General features: G+C 66.0%; 18 protein-coding genes. 11 read left to right on the top strand and 7 right to left on the bottom strand.

Annotated features, from left to right (window positions below; all coding sequences use genetic code 11):
* The first annotated feature begins 468 nt into the window (after positions 1-468).
* The 7 genes from ACQR1Y_RS33985 to ACQR1Y_RS34015 all read left to right on the top strand — a co-directional run bounded on the left by ACQR1Y_RS33985 (position 469) and on the right by ACQR1Y_RS34015 (position 5,836).
* On the top strand, positions 469-711 hold the full coding sequence (locus tag ACQR1Y_RS33985) for a FitA-like ribbon-helix-helix domain-containing protein (RefSeq protein WP_434859106.1): 243 nt from the start codon (positions 469-471) through the stop codon (positions 709-711).
* Positions 712-718: 7 nt separating this feature from the next.
* A complete protein-coding gene (locus tag ACQR1Y_RS33990) occupies positions 719-1,153 on the top strand; it encodes a type II toxin-antitoxin system VapC family toxin (RefSeq protein WP_434859107.1) in 435 nt (144 codons plus the stop codon).
* A gap of 254 nt (positions 1,154-1,407) precedes the next feature.
* Positions 1,408-2,067, top strand: a complete 660-nt coding sequence (locus tag ACQR1Y_RS33995; RefSeq protein ID WP_434879999.1) for a hypothetical protein — start codon at positions 1,408-1,410, stop codon at positions 2,065-2,067.
* Between the two features lies 1 nt (position 2,068).
* Complete coding sequence (locus ACQR1Y_RS34000; protein WP_434879997.1) at positions 2,069-2,878, top strand: alpha/beta fold hydrolase; 810 nt, start codon at positions 2,069-2,071, stop codon at positions 2,876-2,878.
* A 118-nt stretch (positions 2,879-2,996) separates the two neighbouring features.
* A complete protein-coding gene (locus ACQR1Y_RS34005; RefSeq protein WP_434879996.1) occupies positions 2,997-4,208 on the top strand; it encodes a molybdopterin molybdotransferase MoeA in 1,212 nt (403 codons plus the stop codon).
* A 207-nt stretch (positions 4,209-4,415) separates the two neighbouring features.
* Positions 4,416-5,117 carry a transcriptional repressor LexA gene (lexA, locus tag ACQR1Y_RS34010; RefSeq protein ID WP_434859110.1) on the top strand — a complete coding sequence of 234 codons (702 nt, stop codon included), beginning with the start codon at positions 4,416-4,418 and terminating at the stop codon, positions 5,115-5,117.
* Between the two features lie 281 nt (positions 5,118-5,398).
* A complete protein-coding gene (locus ACQR1Y_RS34015; protein WP_434879995.1) occupies positions 5,399-5,836 on the top strand; it encodes a hypothetical protein in 438 nt (145 codons plus the stop codon).
* Positions 5,837-6,396: 560 nt separating this feature from the next.
* Here the strand turns inward: ACQR1Y_RS34015 and ACQR1Y_RS34020 are convergent.
* The gene (locus ACQR1Y_RS34020) at positions 6,397-8,688 is read right to left on the bottom strand and encodes a ComEC/Rec2 family competence protein (RefSeq protein ID WP_434879994.1); all 2,292 of its coding nucleotides are present in this window, start codon (positions 8,686-8,688) and stop codon (positions 6,397-6,399) included.
* Positions 8,689-8,826: 138 nt separating this feature from the next.
* On the opposite strand from ACQR1Y_RS34020, the gene ACQR1Y_RS34025 reads away from it, so the two are divergent.
* On the top strand, positions 8,827-9,039 hold the full coding sequence (locus tag ACQR1Y_RS34025; protein ID WP_434879993.1) for a hypothetical protein: 213 nt from the start codon (positions 8,827-8,829) through the stop codon (positions 9,037-9,039).
* A gap of 12 nt (positions 9,040-9,051) precedes the next feature.
* Here ACQR1Y_RS34025 and ACQR1Y_RS34030 read toward each other — a convergent pair whose 3' ends face one another.
* Complete coding sequence (locus ACQR1Y_RS34030) at positions 9,052-10,737, bottom strand: glutamine--tRNA ligase/YqeY domain fusion protein (protein WP_434879992.1); 1,686 nt, start codon at positions 10,735-10,737, stop codon at positions 9,052-9,054.
* Positions 10,738-10,874: 137 nt separating this feature from the next.
* Between ACQR1Y_RS34030 and gltX the strand changes: the two genes are divergently transcribed.
* The 3 genes from gltX to ACQR1Y_RS34045 all read left to right on the top strand — a co-directional run bounded on the left by gltX (position 10,875) and on the right by ACQR1Y_RS34045 (position 14,912).
* Positions 10,875-12,299, top strand: coding sequence for a glutamate--tRNA ligase (gltX, locus tag ACQR1Y_RS34035; protein WP_434879991.1), 1,425 nt, complete (start codon positions 10,875-10,877; stop codon positions 12,297-12,299).
* 324 nt (positions 12,300-12,623) lie between these two features.
* Positions 12,624-13,928, top strand: a complete 1,305-nt coding sequence (gene gltA, locus ACQR1Y_RS34040; protein ID WP_434879990.1) for a citrate synthase — start codon at positions 12,624-12,626, stop codon at positions 13,926-13,928.
* Positions 13,929-14,141: 213 nt separating this feature from the next.
* Positions 14,142-14,912: a dienelactone hydrolase family protein gene (locus ACQR1Y_RS34045; protein ID WP_434879989.1), complete on the top strand. Its 771-nt coding sequence runs from the start codon at positions 14,142-14,144 to the stop codon at positions 14,910-14,912.
* 172 nt (positions 14,913-15,084) lie between these two features.
* Here the strand turns inward: ACQR1Y_RS34045 and lpxB are convergent, their stop codons facing one another.
* Genes lpxB through lpxD form a run of 5 tightly spaced genes read right to left on the bottom strand, consistent with a single transcriptional unit; the run spans position 15,085 to position 19,508 of the window.
* Positions 15,085-16,278 (bottom strand): lipid-A-disaccharide synthase, encoded by a 1,194-nt coding sequence (gene lpxB / locus ACQR1Y_RS34050; protein ID WP_434859117.1) that lies wholly within the window; start codon positions 16,276-16,278, stop codon positions 15,085-15,087.
* The gene (locus tag ACQR1Y_RS34055; RefSeq protein WP_434859118.1) at positions 16,275-17,132 is read right to left on the bottom strand and encodes an LpxI family protein; all 858 of its coding nucleotides are present in this window, start codon (positions 17,130-17,132) and stop codon (positions 16,275-16,277) included. Before ACQR1Y_RS34055 ends, lpxB begins: the two co-directional genes overlap by 4 nt.
* Before the next feature lie 3 nt (positions 17,133-17,135).
* Entirely contained in the window at positions 17,136-17,945 is an 810-nt protein-coding gene (lpxA, locus tag ACQR1Y_RS34060) for an acyl-ACP--UDP-N-acetylglucosamine O-acyltransferase (RefSeq protein ID WP_434879988.1), read from the bottom strand.
* A 37-nt stretch (positions 17,946-17,982) separates the two neighbouring features.
* Positions 17,983-18,441 (bottom strand): 3-hydroxyacyl-ACP dehydratase FabZ, encoded by a 459-nt coding sequence (gene fabZ / locus ACQR1Y_RS34065; protein ID WP_172109555.1) that lies wholly within the window; start codon positions 18,439-18,441, stop codon positions 17,983-17,985.
* Complete coding sequence (gene lpxD, locus ACQR1Y_RS34070) at positions 18,441-19,508, bottom strand: UDP-3-O-(3-hydroxymyristoyl)glucosamine N-acyltransferase (protein ID WP_434879987.1); 1,068 nt, start codon at positions 19,506-19,508, stop codon at positions 18,441-18,443. The genes fabZ and lpxD overlap by 1 nt, the downstream gene beginning before the upstream one ends.
* Between the last annotated feature and the right edge of the window lie 6 nt (positions 19,509-19,514).

Here is a 19,514-nt window from a genome sequence, read left to right on the forward strand (position 1 = left end):
CCTTTGCCGGAAGGGACTTTCACCCTCTCAAGAACCGCGCCTTTCCACGGCGCACCTTATACGCGATCTCCCCGGTGCCCGGCTTGTTGGCCACCGTCGCCAGCTGGGATCATCAGGACCCACCGGCTTGGCATCAGCATCGGGATGCCAGGACCACGCGATTTCAGGTCCACGTCATGCCGTTCGTCCGCGCGCCATCAAAGCACGCTGCGACACGTCGCGGCCACCGCATCCCGCGCTCCACGTCTCGTGACGATCGCGAAGCGCCCCTCCTGTCGAGCACGGGACCAAATCAGCATAGCAGAGTATTCGGAAATATAGAAGACATTTCTTTGCTCGGCATTTGGGAGCCGGTGCGGCGCACACAGCAGGCCGAGCCAAGCTCCGAATATCCCGGTCGGCAAGGAGCCGTAGCTTGATTGCAATGCAATCAGCGCTTAGTCTCAGACGGAGGTATAAGAGGCGATCATGGCGAGTATCACCATCAGCGATGTGGACGATAGGCTGAGGCTCCGCCTCGAGGTCCGCGCAGCTCGGCACGGCCGATCACTCGAGGAGGAGGCACGCGAAATACTGCAGCAGGCGATCGGCGACGGGGTGCCGGTAGCAAACCTCGGCCAGCGGATTCACGAACGCTTTGCTGCGCTCGGTGGCGTCGAGCTTGAGCTTCCAGAGCGCAAGCCGATGCGCGACCCGTCGGGGCCGACGTGAGGCATTTTTGATCATCATCGATACCAACGTGATTTCCGAAGTTATGAGGCCTGTGCCGGCGTCGGCAGTGTTGGGCTGGTTCGCCGCTCAAGATGCAAGCGAGCTTTATTTGAGCGCGGTAAGTGAGGCTGAGCTGCGGGTCGGAGTAGCCGTCATGCCGAGCGGCAAGCGTCGCGAGGCCCTAATGGCAACAATTGATGCTATGATTGATCAGGACTTCGCCGGTCGAATCTTGCCATTCGACAGTTCCGCGGCAAAGGCTTATGCGGCCATCGCTGCAGTCCGTCGCGCTCTCGGTCGTCCGATCATGGATGCCGATTGCCAGATTGCAGCCATCGCGCAGGTCGCAGGTGCTGCCCTGGCAACGCGAAATGTTGCTGACTTCAACGGATGCGGACTCCGCATCATCAATCCATGGCAGAGTTCAGCAACGAGCGGCTGACTGATTTTGCTCGACCTGACGCGGAACGTAAATTGAACTCAGTCTTGCCAAGGTATAGCGAGCTTGCCAGCGTTTGCGGCAGCGGTCGCCACGGTGGATGAGCCTAGCCTGCGCCGATCGACGTCCGTGAAGGTTTGGTCCAGGCGCGCTCGACGGGAGGTTCAATGAACATCGACATCATCTCCTTGCGCGACCGCCCGGACTTGATCCCCTGCGTGTTCTCGCCCGAGCTCGACGCCGTCTGGCCCGAGTTCATGCGGCAGGATCGGACGGCGATGCTGTATTATGATGAGCCCGCGTTCGCTCATTACGCCGACTGCGCTTTCGCAGCTCTCGCCGGCGACGAGGTTGTCGGGCGCGCCTTCGCGGTGCCCTTCGCCTTCGGCATCGAGGGCCGCGACGAACTGCCCAATGCCGGCTGGGACGAGGTGATCCGCTGGGGTCACGAGGACCGCATGCTGGGACGGCAGCCGACGACCATGAGCGCATTGGAGATCGCCCTGCTGCCGAAGGCGCGCGTGCCGGGCAGCTCGCGCGCCATGCTCGATGCGTTCAAGCAATGCGCGCGAGCGAAGGGCTTCTCCGAGCTCTACGCGCCGGTGCGGCCGAACCAGAAGCATTTGCAACCGCGAATCCCGATGCACGCGTATCTCGATGAGCGCCGCGCCGACGGCCAGCTCGCCGATTCCTGGCTGCGCACGCACCTCGCGATCGGTGGCGAGATCGTCAAGATTGCGCCGTGCTCGATGACTATTGTCGGCACGCTTGCAGAGTGGTCACAATGGACGGGCGTGCCATTCGATCATTCAGGCGAGGTCGAGATCCCCGGCGCGCTGGTGCCCGTGCTCACATCGGTCGAGCAAGATTACGCCGTCTACGTCGAACCCAACGTGTGGATCAGGCATCCGGTGTGATATGAACTCACTTCGTCGAATTATTTCCGGCCGTGCAAAACTCGCGACGTTGGTTGCCGGCCGAGGCGAGCCCGTCGTCTTCCTGCATGCAGCGGTGTTCGACCACACCATGTGGCTTGCGCAGATCGACGACATCGCAGCCACCCACACGGCGATCGCCTACGATCGCCGCGGCTTCGGAGAGACGGTGGCAGAGATCGAAGACCATTCACCGGTTGCCGACTTGCTCGCGGTGATCGATGCGCTCGCGCCGGGCCGGCAGGCGACGCTTGTCGCCTGTTCGCAAGGCGGAAAGATCGCGCTCGACTTCGCGCTGGCGCAGCCGTCGCGGACACGTGCCCTCGTTCTGATCGCGCCATCGATCAGCGGAGCGCCAGAGCCGGTCTACCCACCGGCCATCACGGCGCTGCTGCGCGATGTCGCCGCAGCAGAGGCGGCACGCGATTGGGACCGCGTCAGCATGCTCAAGGCGCATCTCTGGCTCGACGGTCCGCTCGCACCTGATGGGCGCGTATCGGGCGAGTTGCGCGACATGTTTCTGCAGAAGAACGCCGCCGCGCTGCGCGCAGCGCCGGTGGGCGCAAGTCTCGACGTGACACCTGCCTTCCCGCGCCTCGGCGAGATCACCGCGCCGGCGCTCGTGATCTGGGGCGACCTCGACTTTCCTCATATCAAGGAGCGAAGCCGATTGCTTGCTGCGACGATGCCGAACGCGGCCGGTCACGGGATCACCGGTGTTGCGCATCTGCCGAGCCTCGAACAGCCCGCGGAGGTCACCGGACTGATCACGAGGTTTCTCGCCACATTGTGAGAGCGCCCCGCGCGAGGCTGCTCCCCAAGGCACCGGTCGGATTGGCCCCTTGGCCCCGCCCTGCGCGTTCGGTTAGAACGCGACTCCCTCGACTCGTCCGCCTTCCAAAGGAACTCTGATGGCCTTGATGCCGGTGTCCGATGCGTTGTCCGCGGTGCTTGCCGGCGCCGAGCCGCTGACTGAGGAGATGGTCGGGCTGGACGAGGCATTCCACCGCATCCTGGCGCGCGACCTGGCGGCACTGCGGACGCAGCCGCCGGAGGCGATGTCGGCGATGGACGGCTACGCGCTGCGGGCGGCCGATGCCGACAGGCCGGGCGCCAAGCTCAAGGTGATCGGCGAGGTCGCGGCCGGGCGGCCGTTCGATCGCGTGGTCGGCCCTGGCGAGGCGGCGCGCATCTTCACCGGCGGCGTCGTGCCGGAGGGCGCCGATGCGGTCGTCATCCAGGAGGATACGACCGCGGAGGGCGGCCATGTCGTCCTCAACGAGGCGGCCATCAAGGGCCGGCACATCCGCCCCGCGGGCGTCGACTTCCACCAGGGCATGGTGCTGCTGAAGGCCGGACGCCGGCTCAGCGACCGCGACCTGTCGCTGGCGGCCAGCATGAATCATCCGGCGCTGCCGGTGCGGCGGCGGCCCAAGGTGGCGCTGCTCGCGACCGGCGACGAACTGGTGATGCCGGGCTCCGAGCCCGGTCCCGGCCAGATCGTCTACTCCAACGGCTATGCGCTGCGGGCGCTGGTGCGTAGCGAGGGTGCCGAGCCGATTGATCTCGGCATCGCCGTCGACACGATGGAGGCCACCGTGGCCGGCATCCGCCGGGCACGCGAGTCCGGCGCAAATATCTTGATCACCACCGGCGGCGCCTCGGTCGGCGACCATGATCTGGTCAAGCAGGCCCTGGAGGCCGAGGGCGTCGAGATGGCGTTCTGGAAGATCGCGATGCGGCCGGGCAAGCCGATGATGCACGGCCGGCTCGGCGGCATGAGGGTGATCGGCCTGCCGGGCAACCCGGTGTCGTCCTATGTCTGCGCCATCCTGTTCCTGGTGCCGCTGATTCGTGCCCTGCTCGGGCGCGAGGAGGTCGCGCCGCCGCGCGAGACCGCCCTGCTCGGCCGCGAACTCGGGCCGAACGACTCACGCGAGGACTATCTGCGCGCGCAGTTGGAAGAGCGCCCCGACGGCACGCTGATCGCCACGCCGGTGAACCAGCAGGATTCGTCTCTGCTCGGGAATCTCGCGCTTTCGCAGGCGCTGGTGATCCGTCCGGCCTTCGCGCCGAAGGCTCCCGCAGGCAGCCCTTGCGAGATCCTGCGCCTGCCCAGGTGAGGCGTCGGTGGGTGGGCTTCCTCCGGTAAAGCTCGGTCCATTCATCATATTTTTAGGATTGCAGAACACACATCGAACAGATAGTGTCCGTTCATGATTTGTTTTTAGTATGTTGCGGGTGACGTGAATGACAGTCGTCCAGTTGGGCTCTGGGACGCAAGAGCTCTTGAGAACTTCGGACGACAACCAACCGGGGACCAGGTCGAGATGCTGACGCGCAAACAGTACGAACTTCTGCGGTTCATCAACGAACGGCTCAAGGAAGCCGGCGTGCCGCCGTCCTTCGACGAGATGAAGGATGCGCTCGACCTGCGCTCCAAGTCCGGCATCCATCGGCTGATTACAGCTCTCGAAGAGCGCGGCTTCATCCGCCGGCTGCCCAATCGCGCCCGCGCGATCGAGGTGATCAAGCTGCCCGAGCTCTCGCAGGCCGCCAACAACCGGCGCGGCGGATTCACGCCGTCGGTGATCGAGGGCAATCTCGGCAAGGTGCGCACCTCGACGCCGGCGCTCGACGATGGCGAGCGTCCCGTCGCGGTGCCGGTGATGGGCCGGATTGCCGCGGGTACGCCGATCGAGGCGCTGCAGACGCGCAGCCACACCATCAGCGTGCCGGCCGACATGCTCGGCAATGGCGAGCACTACGCGCTCGAAGTCCGCGGCGATTCGATGGTCGACGCCGGCATCCTCGACGGCGACATGGCGCTGATCCAGCGCAACGAGTCCGCTGACACCGGCGACATCGTCGTGGCGCTGATCGACGACGAGGAAGCGACGTTGAAGCGCTTCCGCCGCCGCGGCGCGTCGATCGCCCTGGAGCCGGCCAACACGGCGTATGAGGTGCGCATCCTGCCGCCCAACCGGGTGAAGATCCAGGGCAAGCTGGTCGGGCTGTACCGGAAGTACTGAGTCCCGGCTTCTGCGAGGCCGCCGGATCTGCCCAGCAGATCGGCGGTGTGAGCCGCCCGGACTCGCGGTCGCCTATTTATGAGTCAGTTGAGAATGCACATCATGATGTGCAGCGCGGCACACTCAAACGCTTGTGATCGGCAGCGCCCGCGCGCACTGCAGATCAGCGCAGAATTGCCGCGAAGCGCGCGCTAACATTGCTCCCGATGTCCACTCTGATAGAGGCCTGCGCCTGTCCGGGGGGAGCGTGGGTCAGCTATCTCTGAACGAGGAGCGATCCGATGTGTGACTACAGCCTCCATGCCGTTGCCTCCCGTCCCGCCAAAGTCGGCGAGACGCTGATCTCGACGACGTTCCGCGGCACCGCGACCCGCGGCTTCGCCTTGGAAAGCGAGCCGACCGTCGCGGTCTGCATGCTGCCCGGCACCGAGCTCGCCTTTGCCGAGGACGTCCGCTACGACAGCCGCTGGCTGTGGACCCGCACGATCCGCGAGCGGGTCGCCAAGTTCAACACCATCGAGAAGCACATTCCCGACCGCCATCACGACGCGATCGAGTTCGCGGATGGACGCCACGTGCTGGTGACTCAGCTCTGCGAAGGCCAGCGCGTCACCGTGCTGCAATTGCCGGTCAGCAAGCAGCCCGGCGAGCGTCGTGACATCGCGGAAGACGCGCCGGCACAGCAGCCGACGCCCATCCGCCGCATCAGCATCACCTGACCGGCCGGCATCAGCTAGGTCACGCGACGAGCGGATCGCATCCGCATTCGTCGTTCCGGATCGCACGCGACACTGCAACCGTCGGACGGCTCTCAGCCAGCTCTGACGATTGCGGTGGCGTTGGCGTCTGTGAATCGTGGAATGGCCTATCCTAAAGACCGCACTGGCCATGATGTGCTTCTACAGAATCGCATCTGGCGGCCCTGCGCTCGTTCACCCTCCCCTGGAGGGGGAGGGTCGGCTCATAGGCGCATAGCGCGTATGAGCCGGGGTGGGGTGATCTCTCCACTTGCACCAGCGCCCGCGGCTTCACCCCACCCCGCTCGCCCGCTTCGCGCGCGATCGACCCTCCCCCTGCAGGGGAGGTTGAGACCGATGTCGCGGTGCCTTGCCAGCGTCATCATAGGCAGTCGACGACTGTCGCGCAGAGCAGCCGGCGAAACTTTGTCCCAATCGTCAATGAGAGCATGATGGGCTCGATCGACTTCATGCTCTGGCTGTCCTGGTGCTCGCCTCCAGGACAGGGATTGGGCCGCTGCAGCGGTGGCGTGGGCGCCAGCCTAATCCTCACCACCCTGCTCCATCTCCGGCGGCGTCGCGTCCTGCGCGCGCGACGGTGACGCGCGCGGCGTCAGTCTAGCCTCGAACTCGCTGGCCTCGGCCGGCGCCGGCCACCACGGCCGGCCGGTGCCGTCGGCACGCGCCGGCGTAACGGCGAACCCCTTGCCGCTCTGCACGAGCATCAAGGCGCCCTGCTGCTGCAGGCGCGGACGGTCGATCACAGCGGCCTGGCAGGATTTTGGGGCGGAGCGCGCCGTCACCACCAGCGCAGCGCGGGCGCAATCGTCGGCGAGGGCGTCCGCGCGCAAGGTCAGCGCGACGATGCGGCCGTCGGCCATGGCGACCACGCAGCCTTGTTCGTCACAGGACACGCCGTCACTGAGTGACGACTCGGCAGGCAGCCGCGCGTCGGCGTCGGCCGCGAGCCATTCCTTGGTGACGAACACGTCCTTGCCGCTGCGCATCACATGCAGGCGTCCATCGCGGCCGCGGACGGCCACGGCACGCCCATCGCCGGAGACGAGAATGTCCGGCTGCGGCGTCACGACGGCCCAGGCCGCGGCCGCCGCCAGCAGCACCGCGCCCGACCAGCGCAGCGGCGTGCGCAAGAGGCCGATCAGCACGAGTCCCAGGCTGGCTGCGATCAGCGGCCCGATGCCGAACGCCTGGATGCGCCCGACGGCGCCGGGTAATGCGGCGACCCATCGGGTCACCGCGATCATCCAGTCGATGCCCCAGCCCATCACCGTCCAGCAGACGCCGTCGAGGCCGAACGGCGCCGCCAGCAGGCCTAGCAGGCCGGCCGGCATCACCAGTACCGACACCACCGGCATCGCCGCGAGATTGGCGAGCACGCCGTAGGGCGTGATGCGATGGAAGTGAAAGGCGGCATAGGGCGTCGTCGCAAGCCCCGCGAGCAGCGAGGCCAGCAGCAGCATCGACAACTCGCGGCCGCCCCACAGCGCGATGCGCTGCGTCGTCGAACTGTCCGGCGTGGCAAACAGTTTCGGCAGCCCGAACTGCACCAGCGCGACGAGGCCGAGCGTCGCCGCGAACGACATTTGGAAGCTCGGATGCACCAGCGCTTCGGGAGCCGCGATCAGCACGACCATCGCGGCCACCGCGAGCGTGCGGAAGGTGACGGCTCGGCGGTCGACCATCACGGCGATCAGCACCACCGCCGTCATGAAAAATGATCTTTGCGTCGCGACCTCGGCGCCGGACAGCAGCAGATAGAACGCGGCCGCAAGCAGCGCCGCGGCGGCGGCCCATTTCTTGATCGGATGGCTGATGGTCAGGCCGGGGATCAACGCGAGCAGCGCGCGCATAGCGAAGAACACGACGCCGGCAACGACCGCCATGTGATAGCCCGAGATCGACAAGACATGGCCGAGGCCGGAGATGAACATCGCGTCGTTGACGTCGGGCGTGATGGCGTCGCGGCGCCCGGTCAGCAGCGCGGTGGCGATGGCACGCTCGTCGCCGCTGAGACGGGCGCGGATGCGCGCATCGATCGCATCGCGCAGGCCCTGCATGGTCGCGGCATAGCGCAACGCCAATCCGCGCTCCTGCGCCGGGGGCTGCACGGTGATCGCACCCATCACGAAGCCGGAGGCGCCGATGCCCTGGAAGAACATGTCGCGCGCAAAATCGTAGCTGCCGGGACGCACCGGCGCGAGCGGCGGCAGCAGCCGTGCCTTGAGCTGCACGAAGCTGCCGACCTCCGGCGCCGTGCCCTTGCGCACCGCGAGCCGCACGCGCGCCAGCGTGACGCTGCTGCGCGGGCTCTCCATCGACGTCACCCGCAGCACGATGCGATCGCTGCGGTCGCGGATGTCGCGCGCTTCGACGAAGCCCGTGAGCGCGACCGAGTACAGCGGCCGGGCCAGCACGGGATGGGCGACGCGGGCGGTCTTGGCGGTCGCGACGGCAAAGCCGGCCGCCGCCGCTGCGATCATCACGGCCGCCGGAAACAGCCGATGCCGGCGCATCAGCCCGGCCGCGACGCAGAGCAGAGTGGCGGTTAAAGCCGTGATCCACAGCACGGGCTCGTGGTCGGCGGAAAAATACAGCGCGATGCCGGCGCCGAACGCGACGGGCACCCAGGGCAACAGCCGCCCTGCGCCGGCCTCCTCCCGGGCCCAGCTCCCGAGCTTGCCGGCAAGCGACGGCCATGCACCGGCGCCGATGGCGGGCCAGCCGCCGGCGAGCGCGCCGCGCGGCGGCCAGACATCGGCCATCACGCCCGCGAACCCGCGCCGCCCTCCTGGCGGCCGCACCGGCCCCGCCATGCCCACACCACCCGATACCGGACTGGCGTCAGGCTACCGGAAGCTGTACGAGCGCGCCTAGCAGAACGGAACGGGAATATCGGTCGATGCATCCCCCGATGCACTGGAACTTTCGTCCGTCCCCGGACTTATACGGGAATGGACGACCACGCGATCGACGACCCCTTCGCCGACCTCGAACTCGACAAGGCGATCCACCTGCGCTGGACCCTGCGCGACATCAAGGCCAACCGGCTCACCCTTTCTCCCGTCAGCAACGAGGACCTGTCGCTGCTCACCGAGCGCGGTCTCGTCGAAGTCAGCGACGGCGTGCCGACGCTGACCGATGCCGGCCAGGATGCGATCGGCTGAGCCGCGCGCGCCTCAGCCCTTCGCGACCTCCTTCGCGAAGGTGTCGCGCAGGCCGATGGTGCGGTTGAACACCAGCCTGTCGGGCGTCGAGTCGGGGTCGCGCACGAAGTAGCCCTGGCGCTCGAACTGCATCGGCTCGGCCGAATTGCTTTCGGCGATCGCCGGCTCGATGCGCGCGTCGGTCAAGACCTCCAGCGAGTTCGGATTGAGGTCAGCGGTGAAGTCCGCCGCGTTCGGGCTCGGATTGGCGAACAGCTGGTTGTAGATGCGAATCTCCGCGACACGCGACTGCGCGGCCGGCAGCCAGTGCATCGTCGCCTTGACCTTGCGTCCGTCGGGCGCGTTGCCGCCCTTGGTCGCCGGATCATAGGTGCAGCGCAGCTCGACGATCTCGCCGGCGTCGTTCTTGATGACCTCGCGGCACTTGATGAAATAGGCGTAGCGCAGCCGCACCTCGTTGCCTGGCGACAGGCGGAAGAACTTCTTCGGCGGGTTCTCCATGAAGTCGTCCTGCTCGATATAGAGCTCGCGGCCGAACGCGATTCTGCGCGTGCCGGCCGAGGGATCGTCGGGATGATTGATCGCCTCGAGCTCCTCGACCTGGCCTTCCGGATAGTTCTCGATCACCACCTTCAAGGGACGCAGCACCGCCATGCGGCGCTGCGCCGTGCGGTTGAGCTCCTCGCGGATGCAGAATTCGAGCATGCCGACATCGACGATGCTGTTGGCTTTGGCGATGCCGATGCGCTTGATGAACTCGCGCACCGCCGCCGGCGGCACGCCGCGCCGCTTCAACCCCGCGATGGTCGGCATGCGCGGATCGTTCCAGCCGGAGACATGGCCGTCCTGCACCAGCCGCGTCAGCACGCGCTTGGACAGCAGCGTGTAGGTGAGGTTGAGGCGCGCGAACTCGTACTGCCGCGGATGCGACGGCACCGGCAGCTTGTCGAGCAGCCATTCGTAGAGCGGCCGGTGATCCTCGAATTCGAGCGTGCAGATCGAATGCGTCACGCCTTCGATCGCGTCCGACTGGCCGTGGGCGTAGTCGTAGCTCGGATAGATCTTCCAGGTATCGCCGGTGCGCGGGTGGTGGGCGTGCAGGATCCGGTACAGCACGGGGTCGCGCAGATTGATGTTGCCGGCGGCCATGTCGATCTTGGCGCGCAGCACGCGCGCGCCGTTGGGGAATTCACCCGCTTTCATGCGCCGGAACAGGTCGAGATTCTCCTCGACGGTGCGGTCGCGGAACGGGCTGTTCTTGCCGGGCTCGGTCAGTGTCCCGCGCGCCAGCCGGATCTCCTCCTGGGTCTGGTCGTCGACATAGGCGAGGCCGGCCTTGATCAGGCCTTCGGCCCACTCGTAAAGCCGCTCGAAATAATCCGAGGCATAGAACAGGTTGTCGTCCCAGTCGTAGCCGAGCCAGCGCACGTCGGCCTGGATGGAATCGATGTATTCCTGCTCTTCCTTGGTCGGATTGGTGTCGTCGAAGCGCAGATTGCAGCGGCCGCCGAATTCCTTGGCGATGCCGAAATTGAGACCGATCGACTTGGCATGGCCGATATGCAGGTAGCCGTTCGGCTCCGGTGGGAACCGGGTGACGACCGTCTTGTGCTTGCCGCTGTCGAGATCGGCCTGGACGATGTCGCGGATGAAGTCGCGCCCTGCCTCTGCCGTCGCTGCCGTGTCGTTCGTGGTCATCAAGAAATATCCTGCTCCGGAATTTGGCAGTCTATGTGCCAAATCCGCCTCCCCCAAGGAAGGCTTTAGTTATGCGATAGGCCTGCTATACACCCCCCGCCCGCTTGAGCCCCTGCCTGGATTTCGTGCTGCCGCCCATGACCACCCCGATCGTCACGCGCTTTGCCCCCTCCCCGACCGGCTTTCTCCATATCGGAGGCGCCCGGACGGCCCTGTTCAACTGGCTTTATGCGCGCGGCCGCGGCGGCAAGATGCTGCTCAGAATCGAGGACACCGACCGCGAGCGCTCGACCGACGCGGCCATCACGGCCATCCTCGACGGGCTGAAATGGCTCGAGCTCGATTGGGACGGCGAGGTCATCTACCAATATAGCCGCGCCGCCCGGCATCGCGAGGTCGCCGAGCAGTTGCTCGCCAGCGGCATGGCGTATCGCTGCTATGCCACCGCCGACGAGCTGGCAGCCATGCGCGAGAAGGCGCGCGCGGAAGGCCGCACTCGGCTCTACGACGGCATGTGGCGCGACCGCGATCCGAAGGAGGCGCCCGAGGGCGTCAAGCCGACCATCCGGCTGCGCGCGCCGCTGACCGGCGAGACCGTGATCGAGGACCAGGTGCAGGGCCGCGTGGTCTGGCAGAACGAGAACCTCGACGACCTCGTGCTGCTGCGAGGCGATGGCAATCCGACCTACATGCTGGCCGTGGTGGTCGACGATCACGACATGGGCGTCACCCACGTCATCCGCGGTGACGATCATTTGATCAATGCCGCGCGCCAGAAGCAGATCTACGATGCGCTGGGCTGGACGGTGCCGTCGATGTCCCACATCCCGTTGATTCACGGGCCCGACGGCTCGAAGCTGTCGAAGCGCCATGGCGCGCTCGGCGTCGATGCCTACCGCGCGATGGGATATCTGCCGTCCGCGCTGCGCAATTACCTGGTGCGGCTCGGCTGGAGCCATGGCGACCAGGAGATCTTCTCGACCGACGAGATGATCAAGGCGTTCGATTTGCCGGCGATCGGCCGCTCGGCCGCGCGGTTCGATTTCGCCAAGCTCGAAAACCTCAACGGCCACTATATCCGCCACAGCGACGACGCCGCCCTGGTGCGGCAGTTCGAGGACGTCCTCAACTACGTGCCGAACGGCGCGGCGCTGAAAGCCAAGCTCAACGATACGACGCGCGCACAGCTCACCCAGGCGATGCCGAGCCTCAAGGAGCGCGCCAAGACGCTGCTGGAGCTGATCGACGGCGCCGCCTTCATCTTCGCCGACCGGCCGCTCGCCATCGACGCCAAGGCTGCCGCGCTGCTGACACCGGACAGCCGCGCCTTGATCGGCCGGCTGCAGGAGGCGCTGTCCGCGGTCGAGCCGTGGAGCGGACAAGCCACGGAGGCCGCGCTGCGTGCGTTTGCGGAAGCCAACAATCTCAAGCTGGGCGCGGTGGCCCAGCCGCTGCGGGCCGCGCTGACGGGGCGGACCACGTCGCCCGGCATCTTCGACGTCCTGGCGATCCTGGGACGTGATGAATCCTTGGGCCGTCTGCAGGACCAGGCCACCTCATAAGGTCTGAGGGACCCCATCTTGCAGCGCACAGGGCAATACGGTACGCATTTGCGCGGCACCATCTGGTGTCCCCGACTTTGACATTCACGACACGTTGCGGCGGGCTCGTTGACGGATGTGAAGGCCGAAGGACACTAGTAAGTATAAGATTCCAGTGTGGTTTCGGATTTGACCTTCGCTTAAGCACTTCGCGCAAGACTCGCCGCGACCTGAAGCGAATGCCAGAACCACCGCACTGGATAAAGTCCACCCGCCCTGCCATCTCTCACAAAGAACAAGGGCCAAGACTAACGATCAGCCTAACGATCTCATCGGGGACAAACGATGGACGCAAAATCCGCTAGCAAGACCGCGACCCTCACCGTCGGCAACAAGAATTTCGATCTTCCGATCCTGAGCGGCACGGTGGGCCCCGACGTCATCGACATCGGCAAGCTCTACGCCCAGACCGGGATGTTCACCTATGACCCCGGCTTCACCTCCACCGGCAGCTGCCAGTCGAAGATCACCTATATCGACGGCGACGCCGGCGTGCTGGAATACCGCGGCTACCCGATCGAGCAGCTCGCCGAGAAGGGCGACTTCCTGGAGACCTGCTATCTCCTGCTCTACGGGGAGCTCCCGACCGCCGCGCAGAAGAAGGACTTCGACTATCGCGTGACCCATCACACGATGGTGCACGAGCAGATGTCGCGCTTCTTCCACGGCTTCCGCCGCGACGCGCATCCGATGGCCGTCATGGTCGCCTCGGTGGGCGCGCTCGCCGCGTTCTACCACGACTCGACCGACATCAACGATCCGAAGCAGCGCATGATCGCGTCGATGCGGATGATCGCGAAGATCCCGACGCTGGCGGCGATGGCCTACAAATACACGATCGGCCAGCCTTTCGTGTATCCGAAGAACTCGCTGTCCTTCGCCGAGAACTTCCTGCACATGTGCTTCGCGGTGCCCTGCGAGGAGTACAAGCCGAACCCGGTCCTCGCCGACGCGCTCGACAAGATCTTCATCCTGCACGCCGACCACGAGCAGAACGCCTCGACATCGACGGTGCGCATCGCCGGCTCCTCGGGCGCCAACCCGTTCGCCTGCATCGCCGCCGGCATCGCCTGCCTGTGGGGTCCGGCGCATGGCGGCGCCAACGAGGCGGCGCTGAACATGCTGGCCGAGATCGGCACCGTCGACAAGATTCCGGACTTCATCGCCAAGGTGAAGGACAAGAACAGCGACGTGCGCCTGATGGGCTTCGGCCATCGCGTCTACAAGAACTACGACCCGCGCGCCAAGATCATGCAGAAGATGTGTCACGCGGTGCTCAAGGAGACGGGCCACGCCGACGACCAGATGCTGAAGGTCGCGATGGAGCTCGAGAAGATCGCGCTCAGCGATCAGTACTTCATCGACCGCAAGCTCTACCCGAACGTCGACTTCTATTCGGGCATCACGCTGAAGGCGATGGGCTTCCCGGTGTCGATGTTCACCGTGCTGTTCGCCGTCGCCCGCACCGTCGGCTGGATCAGCCAGTGGAGCGAGATGATCGAGGACCCGCAGCAGAAGATCGGCCGTCCGCGCCAGCTCTACACCGGCGTCGCGACGCGCAACTACGTCGACCTCGACAAGCGCGGCTGATCGCAGTCAGCAACAGATGAACGATGAAAAGGCCCGTCCGGCACGCTGGACGGGCCTTTTTCTTTGCGCTGAAATCCGCGCGCCGCTAACGCCGTTCGAGTAGCCCGGATGACGCGGCGGCATCCGGGTTCATCACTGCCGTCGCGGGAGACACCGGAGATGCTGCGCTCATCCGGGAGACGAATTCTACGACTTGTGAGAACGGTAAGCACGATGGCGAAGCGGTTTCCATTGTCGCTATGGGCTTGCATCGCGGCACTCGCCCTCGTCTTCACCCACACGACGCCGGCCCGCGCGATCGAAACAGCGCCGCAAGAGCTGACCGTCTCGGTCGCCGACGCGTCACTCGCGATCAAGCTGTTTGCCGGTCAGCGCGCAGGCAAGCGGCCGGCAGTGATCATTCTTCATGGTAGACAGGGGCTCGACAAGTTTCTCCCGACCTATACTCGTTACGCCGAGGCATTGGCTGCGCAGGGCATCGACGCTGCGCTTCTGTCCTATTACGACGAAGCCGACTTGCGGATGATGGCGTCGTCCGATCGGAGCATTCGGCAAAACTACTTTTCAGAGCACCTCTCTGTTTGGTCAGAACGGGTGCATGAGGTTACAAGATATTTGTCCAGACGACAGGACTGCACGGGAAAGGTCGGCCTGTTAGGTTTTTCCAATGGTGGCTTCCTGGCGGTCGCATCCGCGGCTCAGGATCCGACAATCAGCGCGCTCGTCGTTTTCTACGCTGGCATCGCTGGCACGCAAGAATCCGTCAAGTTGCCGCCGCTCCTCGCGATCCATGGCGACGCAGATCGCGTCATCCCCCTTGCATCCGGACGGGCGTTGGTCGACCGCGCCAAGGCGCTCGGTGGAGAGGCCGAACTCGTCGTTTATCCGAGCCTTGGTCACAGCTTCGATTTCGACGCAACCCGCCCCGAGGCAGCGGATGCCCTCGCGCGAGCGACCAGCTTTTTACTGGAGCGATTGAAGTGAACGATCCTGGTGTCCTGCCGTAGCGGTGGACAAAGCGGCCGCCGCAAGGCGGCAGCGTGCCCACCGTCGTGCAGCGGATTCTGCCGCAAGACGGTGGGCACGGCGCCACTAAGATCTCACATGTCGAGAGAGCACGGCGGCGCCTTTGCCCACCCTACGCTTTCATTACTAATTAGGACGTCACCTGCCGTCCCCCGCGCATCGTCGCCAGCACGATGTCCGCCGCGCGTTCGCTCGGCGAGGCCGCGCCTGTCGCCATGATGCCGTCGAGGCGATTGAAGGCCTCGACCTGGCGCGTGCGGATCGGCCCGCCGTTCAAAAGATCCACCAGCACCGGCGCGAGGTTGTCGGCCGTGCAGGCCTCCTGCAGATATTCCGGGATCACATTCTCGCCGATCACCAGGTTGGCAAGGATCACGGACTGCACGTTGACGACTCGTCTGAGAATGAAGGCTTCGACCTCGCCCACGCGATAGGCCGTGACCATCGGAACACCTGACAGCGCGAGCTCCAGCGTCACCGTTCCCGACTTCGCGAGCGCCGCATGGGCGCTTCTGAAGGCGGCGCGTTTCTCGGCTTCGCCAGTCACGATGGTCGGCGTCACCGGCCAGCTTGCAACCCCTGCCCTGACGGCGGCCTCCAGATGCTGCGTCGTCGGCAGCACTGCTTCGAACGCAATGCCTTGCGCCTGCAGGCGCGACAGCGTCTCGCCGAACACCGCCATGTGGCGCGCGACCTCGCTGCGACGGCTGCCGGGCAGCACCAGCAGCAGCGGCGGCTTGCCATCGCGCCGCGCCTGCTCCTCGGCGTTCGGACGCAAGCTCGACAATTGCTCGATCAAGGGATGGCCGACATAGCTGCAGGGCGGACCGCCCAACCTCTGAAACGCCTCGGGCTCGAACGGCAGCAGGCCGAGCACGTGGTCGATATAGCCGTGCATGGCGCGCGCACGGCCGGGACGCCAGGCCCACACGGTCGGCGCCACGTAGTTCACGATCGGAATGGCGGGATCGCGGGCGTGGACGCGCTTCGCCACGCGTTGGGTGAAATCCGGGCTGTCGATGATGACAAGGACATCGGGCTGGCTCGCCACGACGGCGTCCACCGTCTGCCGGAGCAGGCGCAGGATCTTCGGCAGCTGCTTGATGACGGCCGTGAAGCCGACGATCGAGAGCTCCTCGATCGGAAACAGCGAGGACAGCCCCTCGCCGATCATGCCGCGGCCGCCGACGCCGGAGAATTCGACGCTGTCGCCGAGCCGCTGGCGCAGCACCTTCATCAGGCTGGTGCCGAGCCGGTCACCGGACTCTTCGGTCGCGACCAGGCAGATCCTGCGGACGGCCCGGCCTGCCGACGGCGGCGTCACGCGGTGACGCCCGTGATGAACACACCGGCGCGGTCGGCGGCTTCCACGGTCTCCTGCGGATCGGCCAATAGCGTGTAGGCCGCTGCGACGGCGACACCGGCAAGGCCGGCGGCGGACAGTCCTTCCACCGTGCGCGGACCAATGGTCGGCAGATCGTAACGCAGGTCCTGGCCGGCTTTGGGCGCCTTCACCAGCACGCCGCGCCCGGCGGCGGCGCGGATGCGCCTGTTGGCACGCAGCCGGGCCACGCGGGCCAGCAGCCCGTCGGTGCCCTCGATGTCCTCGAGCGCCACGACGTGGCCGTCGATCACCACCACCGCCTGCCCGACATCGAACGGCGCCATCGCCTTGAGCACGGCAAGCCCCTTGGCGATATCGTCGCGGACCAGATCGTTCGGCGCGTTGCGCGTCAGCCGGCCCTCGGGGACCAGGAGATTCGGCGCGATATCCTTGACGCCGACCATGTGGAAGCCGTGGCGCTCGAAGATGCGCCCCACCCCCGACAGCAGATGATCATCGCCGCCGCGGAAGGCCGACCAGATGTAGGGCAGCTCGCGCAAGGTGCCCCAGTCGAAGCGGATCTCCGACACCGCCGGGCGTACCAAGTTGCCGATGAACATCAGGTCGCGGACGCCTTCGGTCTTCAGGAGCTTCAGCGCGTTGCCGAGCTGGCCGAGGCCGATCCAGTGATGGCGGAAGCGCGCCAGCGGCTTGGGATCGCAGATGCCCTTCAGCGCGAACAGCACCGGCGTCTGACCGCGCGCGACGACCGCGTCGGCCACGGCGAACGGCAGCACGCCGCCCGCAGCGATCAGGCCGATCGGAGGGGCGGTGTCTGCGGCCGGCGCGCCCATGGCTCAGTGCTCGGCGGCAGGCCTGCCGCTCTCGGGCAGGCACAGCGCGCGGTGACGGCTGCCATCGATGAAGGCCAGGATCTCGGCGATCGCAGGGTCCTCTCCGGCGAGCGGACGCACGCCCGCCAGGCGATCGGCGAACACGCCGGGGCCGTGGAACAGCTTCTGATAGAAGGCGCGGACGGCGGCCAGGCGCTCGCGGGTGAACTTGCGGCGCTTCATGCCGATGACGTTGAGGCCTTCGAGCGCGGCATACTGGCCGTTGACGAGGCCATAAGGAATGATGTCGCCGCGCACGCCGCAGACGCCGCCGACCATCACGCCATGGCCGATGCGGGTGAACTGATGCACCGCGGAGAGACCGCCGATGTAGACGGCATCGCCGACCTCGACATGGCCGCCGAGCGTCGCCGACGTCGCGAAGATCACGTTGTTGCCGACCACGCAGTCATGGGCGACATGCGCGTTGTTCATGAAGAAGCCGCCATTGCCGACCTTGGTCAGGCCGCCGCCCTTGGTGGTGCCGATGTTCATCGTCACGCCCTCGCGGAAGGTGCAGCCGGAGCCGATCTCGAGCCGGTGCGGCTCGCCGCGATAGCTCAGATCCTGCGGCGCGCCGCCGAGCACGACGAACGGCGAAATGACGTTGTCGTCGCCGAGCGTGGTGTGGCCCATGATCTGGACGTGGCTGATCAGCTTGCAGTTCGCTCCGATCACGACGTTTGGACCGACGATGCAGTATGGGCCGATGACCGTGCCTTCGCCGATGACGGCGCCGTCCTCGACGCGCGCGGTGGGATCAATCTTGCTCATCTCGACGCAATCAACTCTCTACCTGCAACCCGCAACGTCAGTCGGTCAGCATCGCGCCGACGTCGGCTTCCGCGACGACCACGCCGTCGACCTTGGCGTCGCCATGGAACCACCACATCGTCTTGCGCCGTCCGATCGAGCGCATGTGGTACTCGATGGTCTGGCCCGGCAGCACCGGCTTGCGGAACTTGCACTTGTCGATGGTGAGGAAATACACCGCGCGCGGCTTTTCCGTGCCCTCGACCGACTTGATGCCGATGACACCGGCCGTCTGCGCCATGCCTTCGATCATCAGCACGCCCGGATAGACCGGCCGCTCCGGGAAATGGCCCTGGAAGCACGGCTCGTTGAACGAGACGTTCTTGACGCCGATGCCGCTGTAGTCGGCGCGGATGTTCTTCACGCGGTCGATCAGGAGAAACGGGTTACGGTGCGGCAGCGTCTTCAAGATTTCGTTGATGTCGATGTCCGCAAACCTGATGGGTGACTCCTCCATCACTCCTGTCCTTCGTCCTTTTTCGTCGCGGTCTGATCACGCACCAGCCGTTCCACGGCGACGATCTCGCGGAACCACTGCTTGGTCGGCTTGGCAAAGAAGCCGCCCCACCGGCCGTTCGGCGGAATGTCGTCCTTGACGCCGCTCATCGCGGTCACCTGGGCGCCATCGCCGATCGTCAGGTGATTGTTGATGCCCACCTTTGCCCCGAGCGCGACGTTGTCGCCGATCGTGAGGCTTCCTGCCAGCCCGATCTGGGCCGCCAGCAGGCAATGCCGGCCGATCGTGACATTGTGGCCGATCTGAACCTGGTTGTCGATTTTGGTGCCCTCGCCGATCACCGTGTCGCGCAGGCTGCCGCGGTCGATCGTGGTCCCGGCGCCGACCTCGACATGATTCTGGATCAGCACCCGCCCGGTCTGCGGCACCTTGGTGTGCCCGTCCGCTCCGAAGAAGATGAAGCCGTAGCCGTCCTGGCCGATGCTGCAGCCGGGATGGATCAGCACGTCATTGCCGATCAGGGCGCATTGGATCACGGTCCGGGCGCCGACATTGCAGTCGCGGCCGATCTTGACGTGCGGCCCGATCACGGCGCCGGCGCCGACGATGGTGCCGGAGCCGATCTCGACATGGGCGCCGATCACGGCGAGCGGCTCGACGATGACATCGTCCTCCAGCCGCGCGGTGGGATCGATGATCGCCTGGGGCGAGATGCCCTCGCAGCCGAACCAGGATTGCGGACGCAGCGCATCGGCGTGCATCTCGCGGGCGAGTTGCACGAAGGCGCGGAAGGGTTGATTGGCGCGGAGCACGGCGACATGCGGCGGCACGCGTGCCTCGAACCGTGGGCTGACCAGGCAGGCCCCCGCCTTCGTCGCGGCGAGCTGGTCGGCGTATTTGAGATTGTCGAAGAACGCCAGGTGCATCGGACCGGCTTCGTCGAGCGACGCCAGCCCCTTGATCACCTGCTCCCCACGCGACGGATCGACCAGGGTGGCCTTGGCCGCAGTGGCGATCGCCGCCAGGGTGGTCCGCGGCGGGGATTGGAAGAAGGTCGGCTGGCCCATTCGGTC

It is taken from the genome of Bradyrhizobium sp. HKCCYLRH3099 (assembly GCF_051167855.1).
In the GTDB taxonomy this organism is placed as follows: Bacteria; Pseudomonadota; Alphaproteobacteria; order Rhizobiales; family Xanthobacteraceae; genus Bradyrhizobium.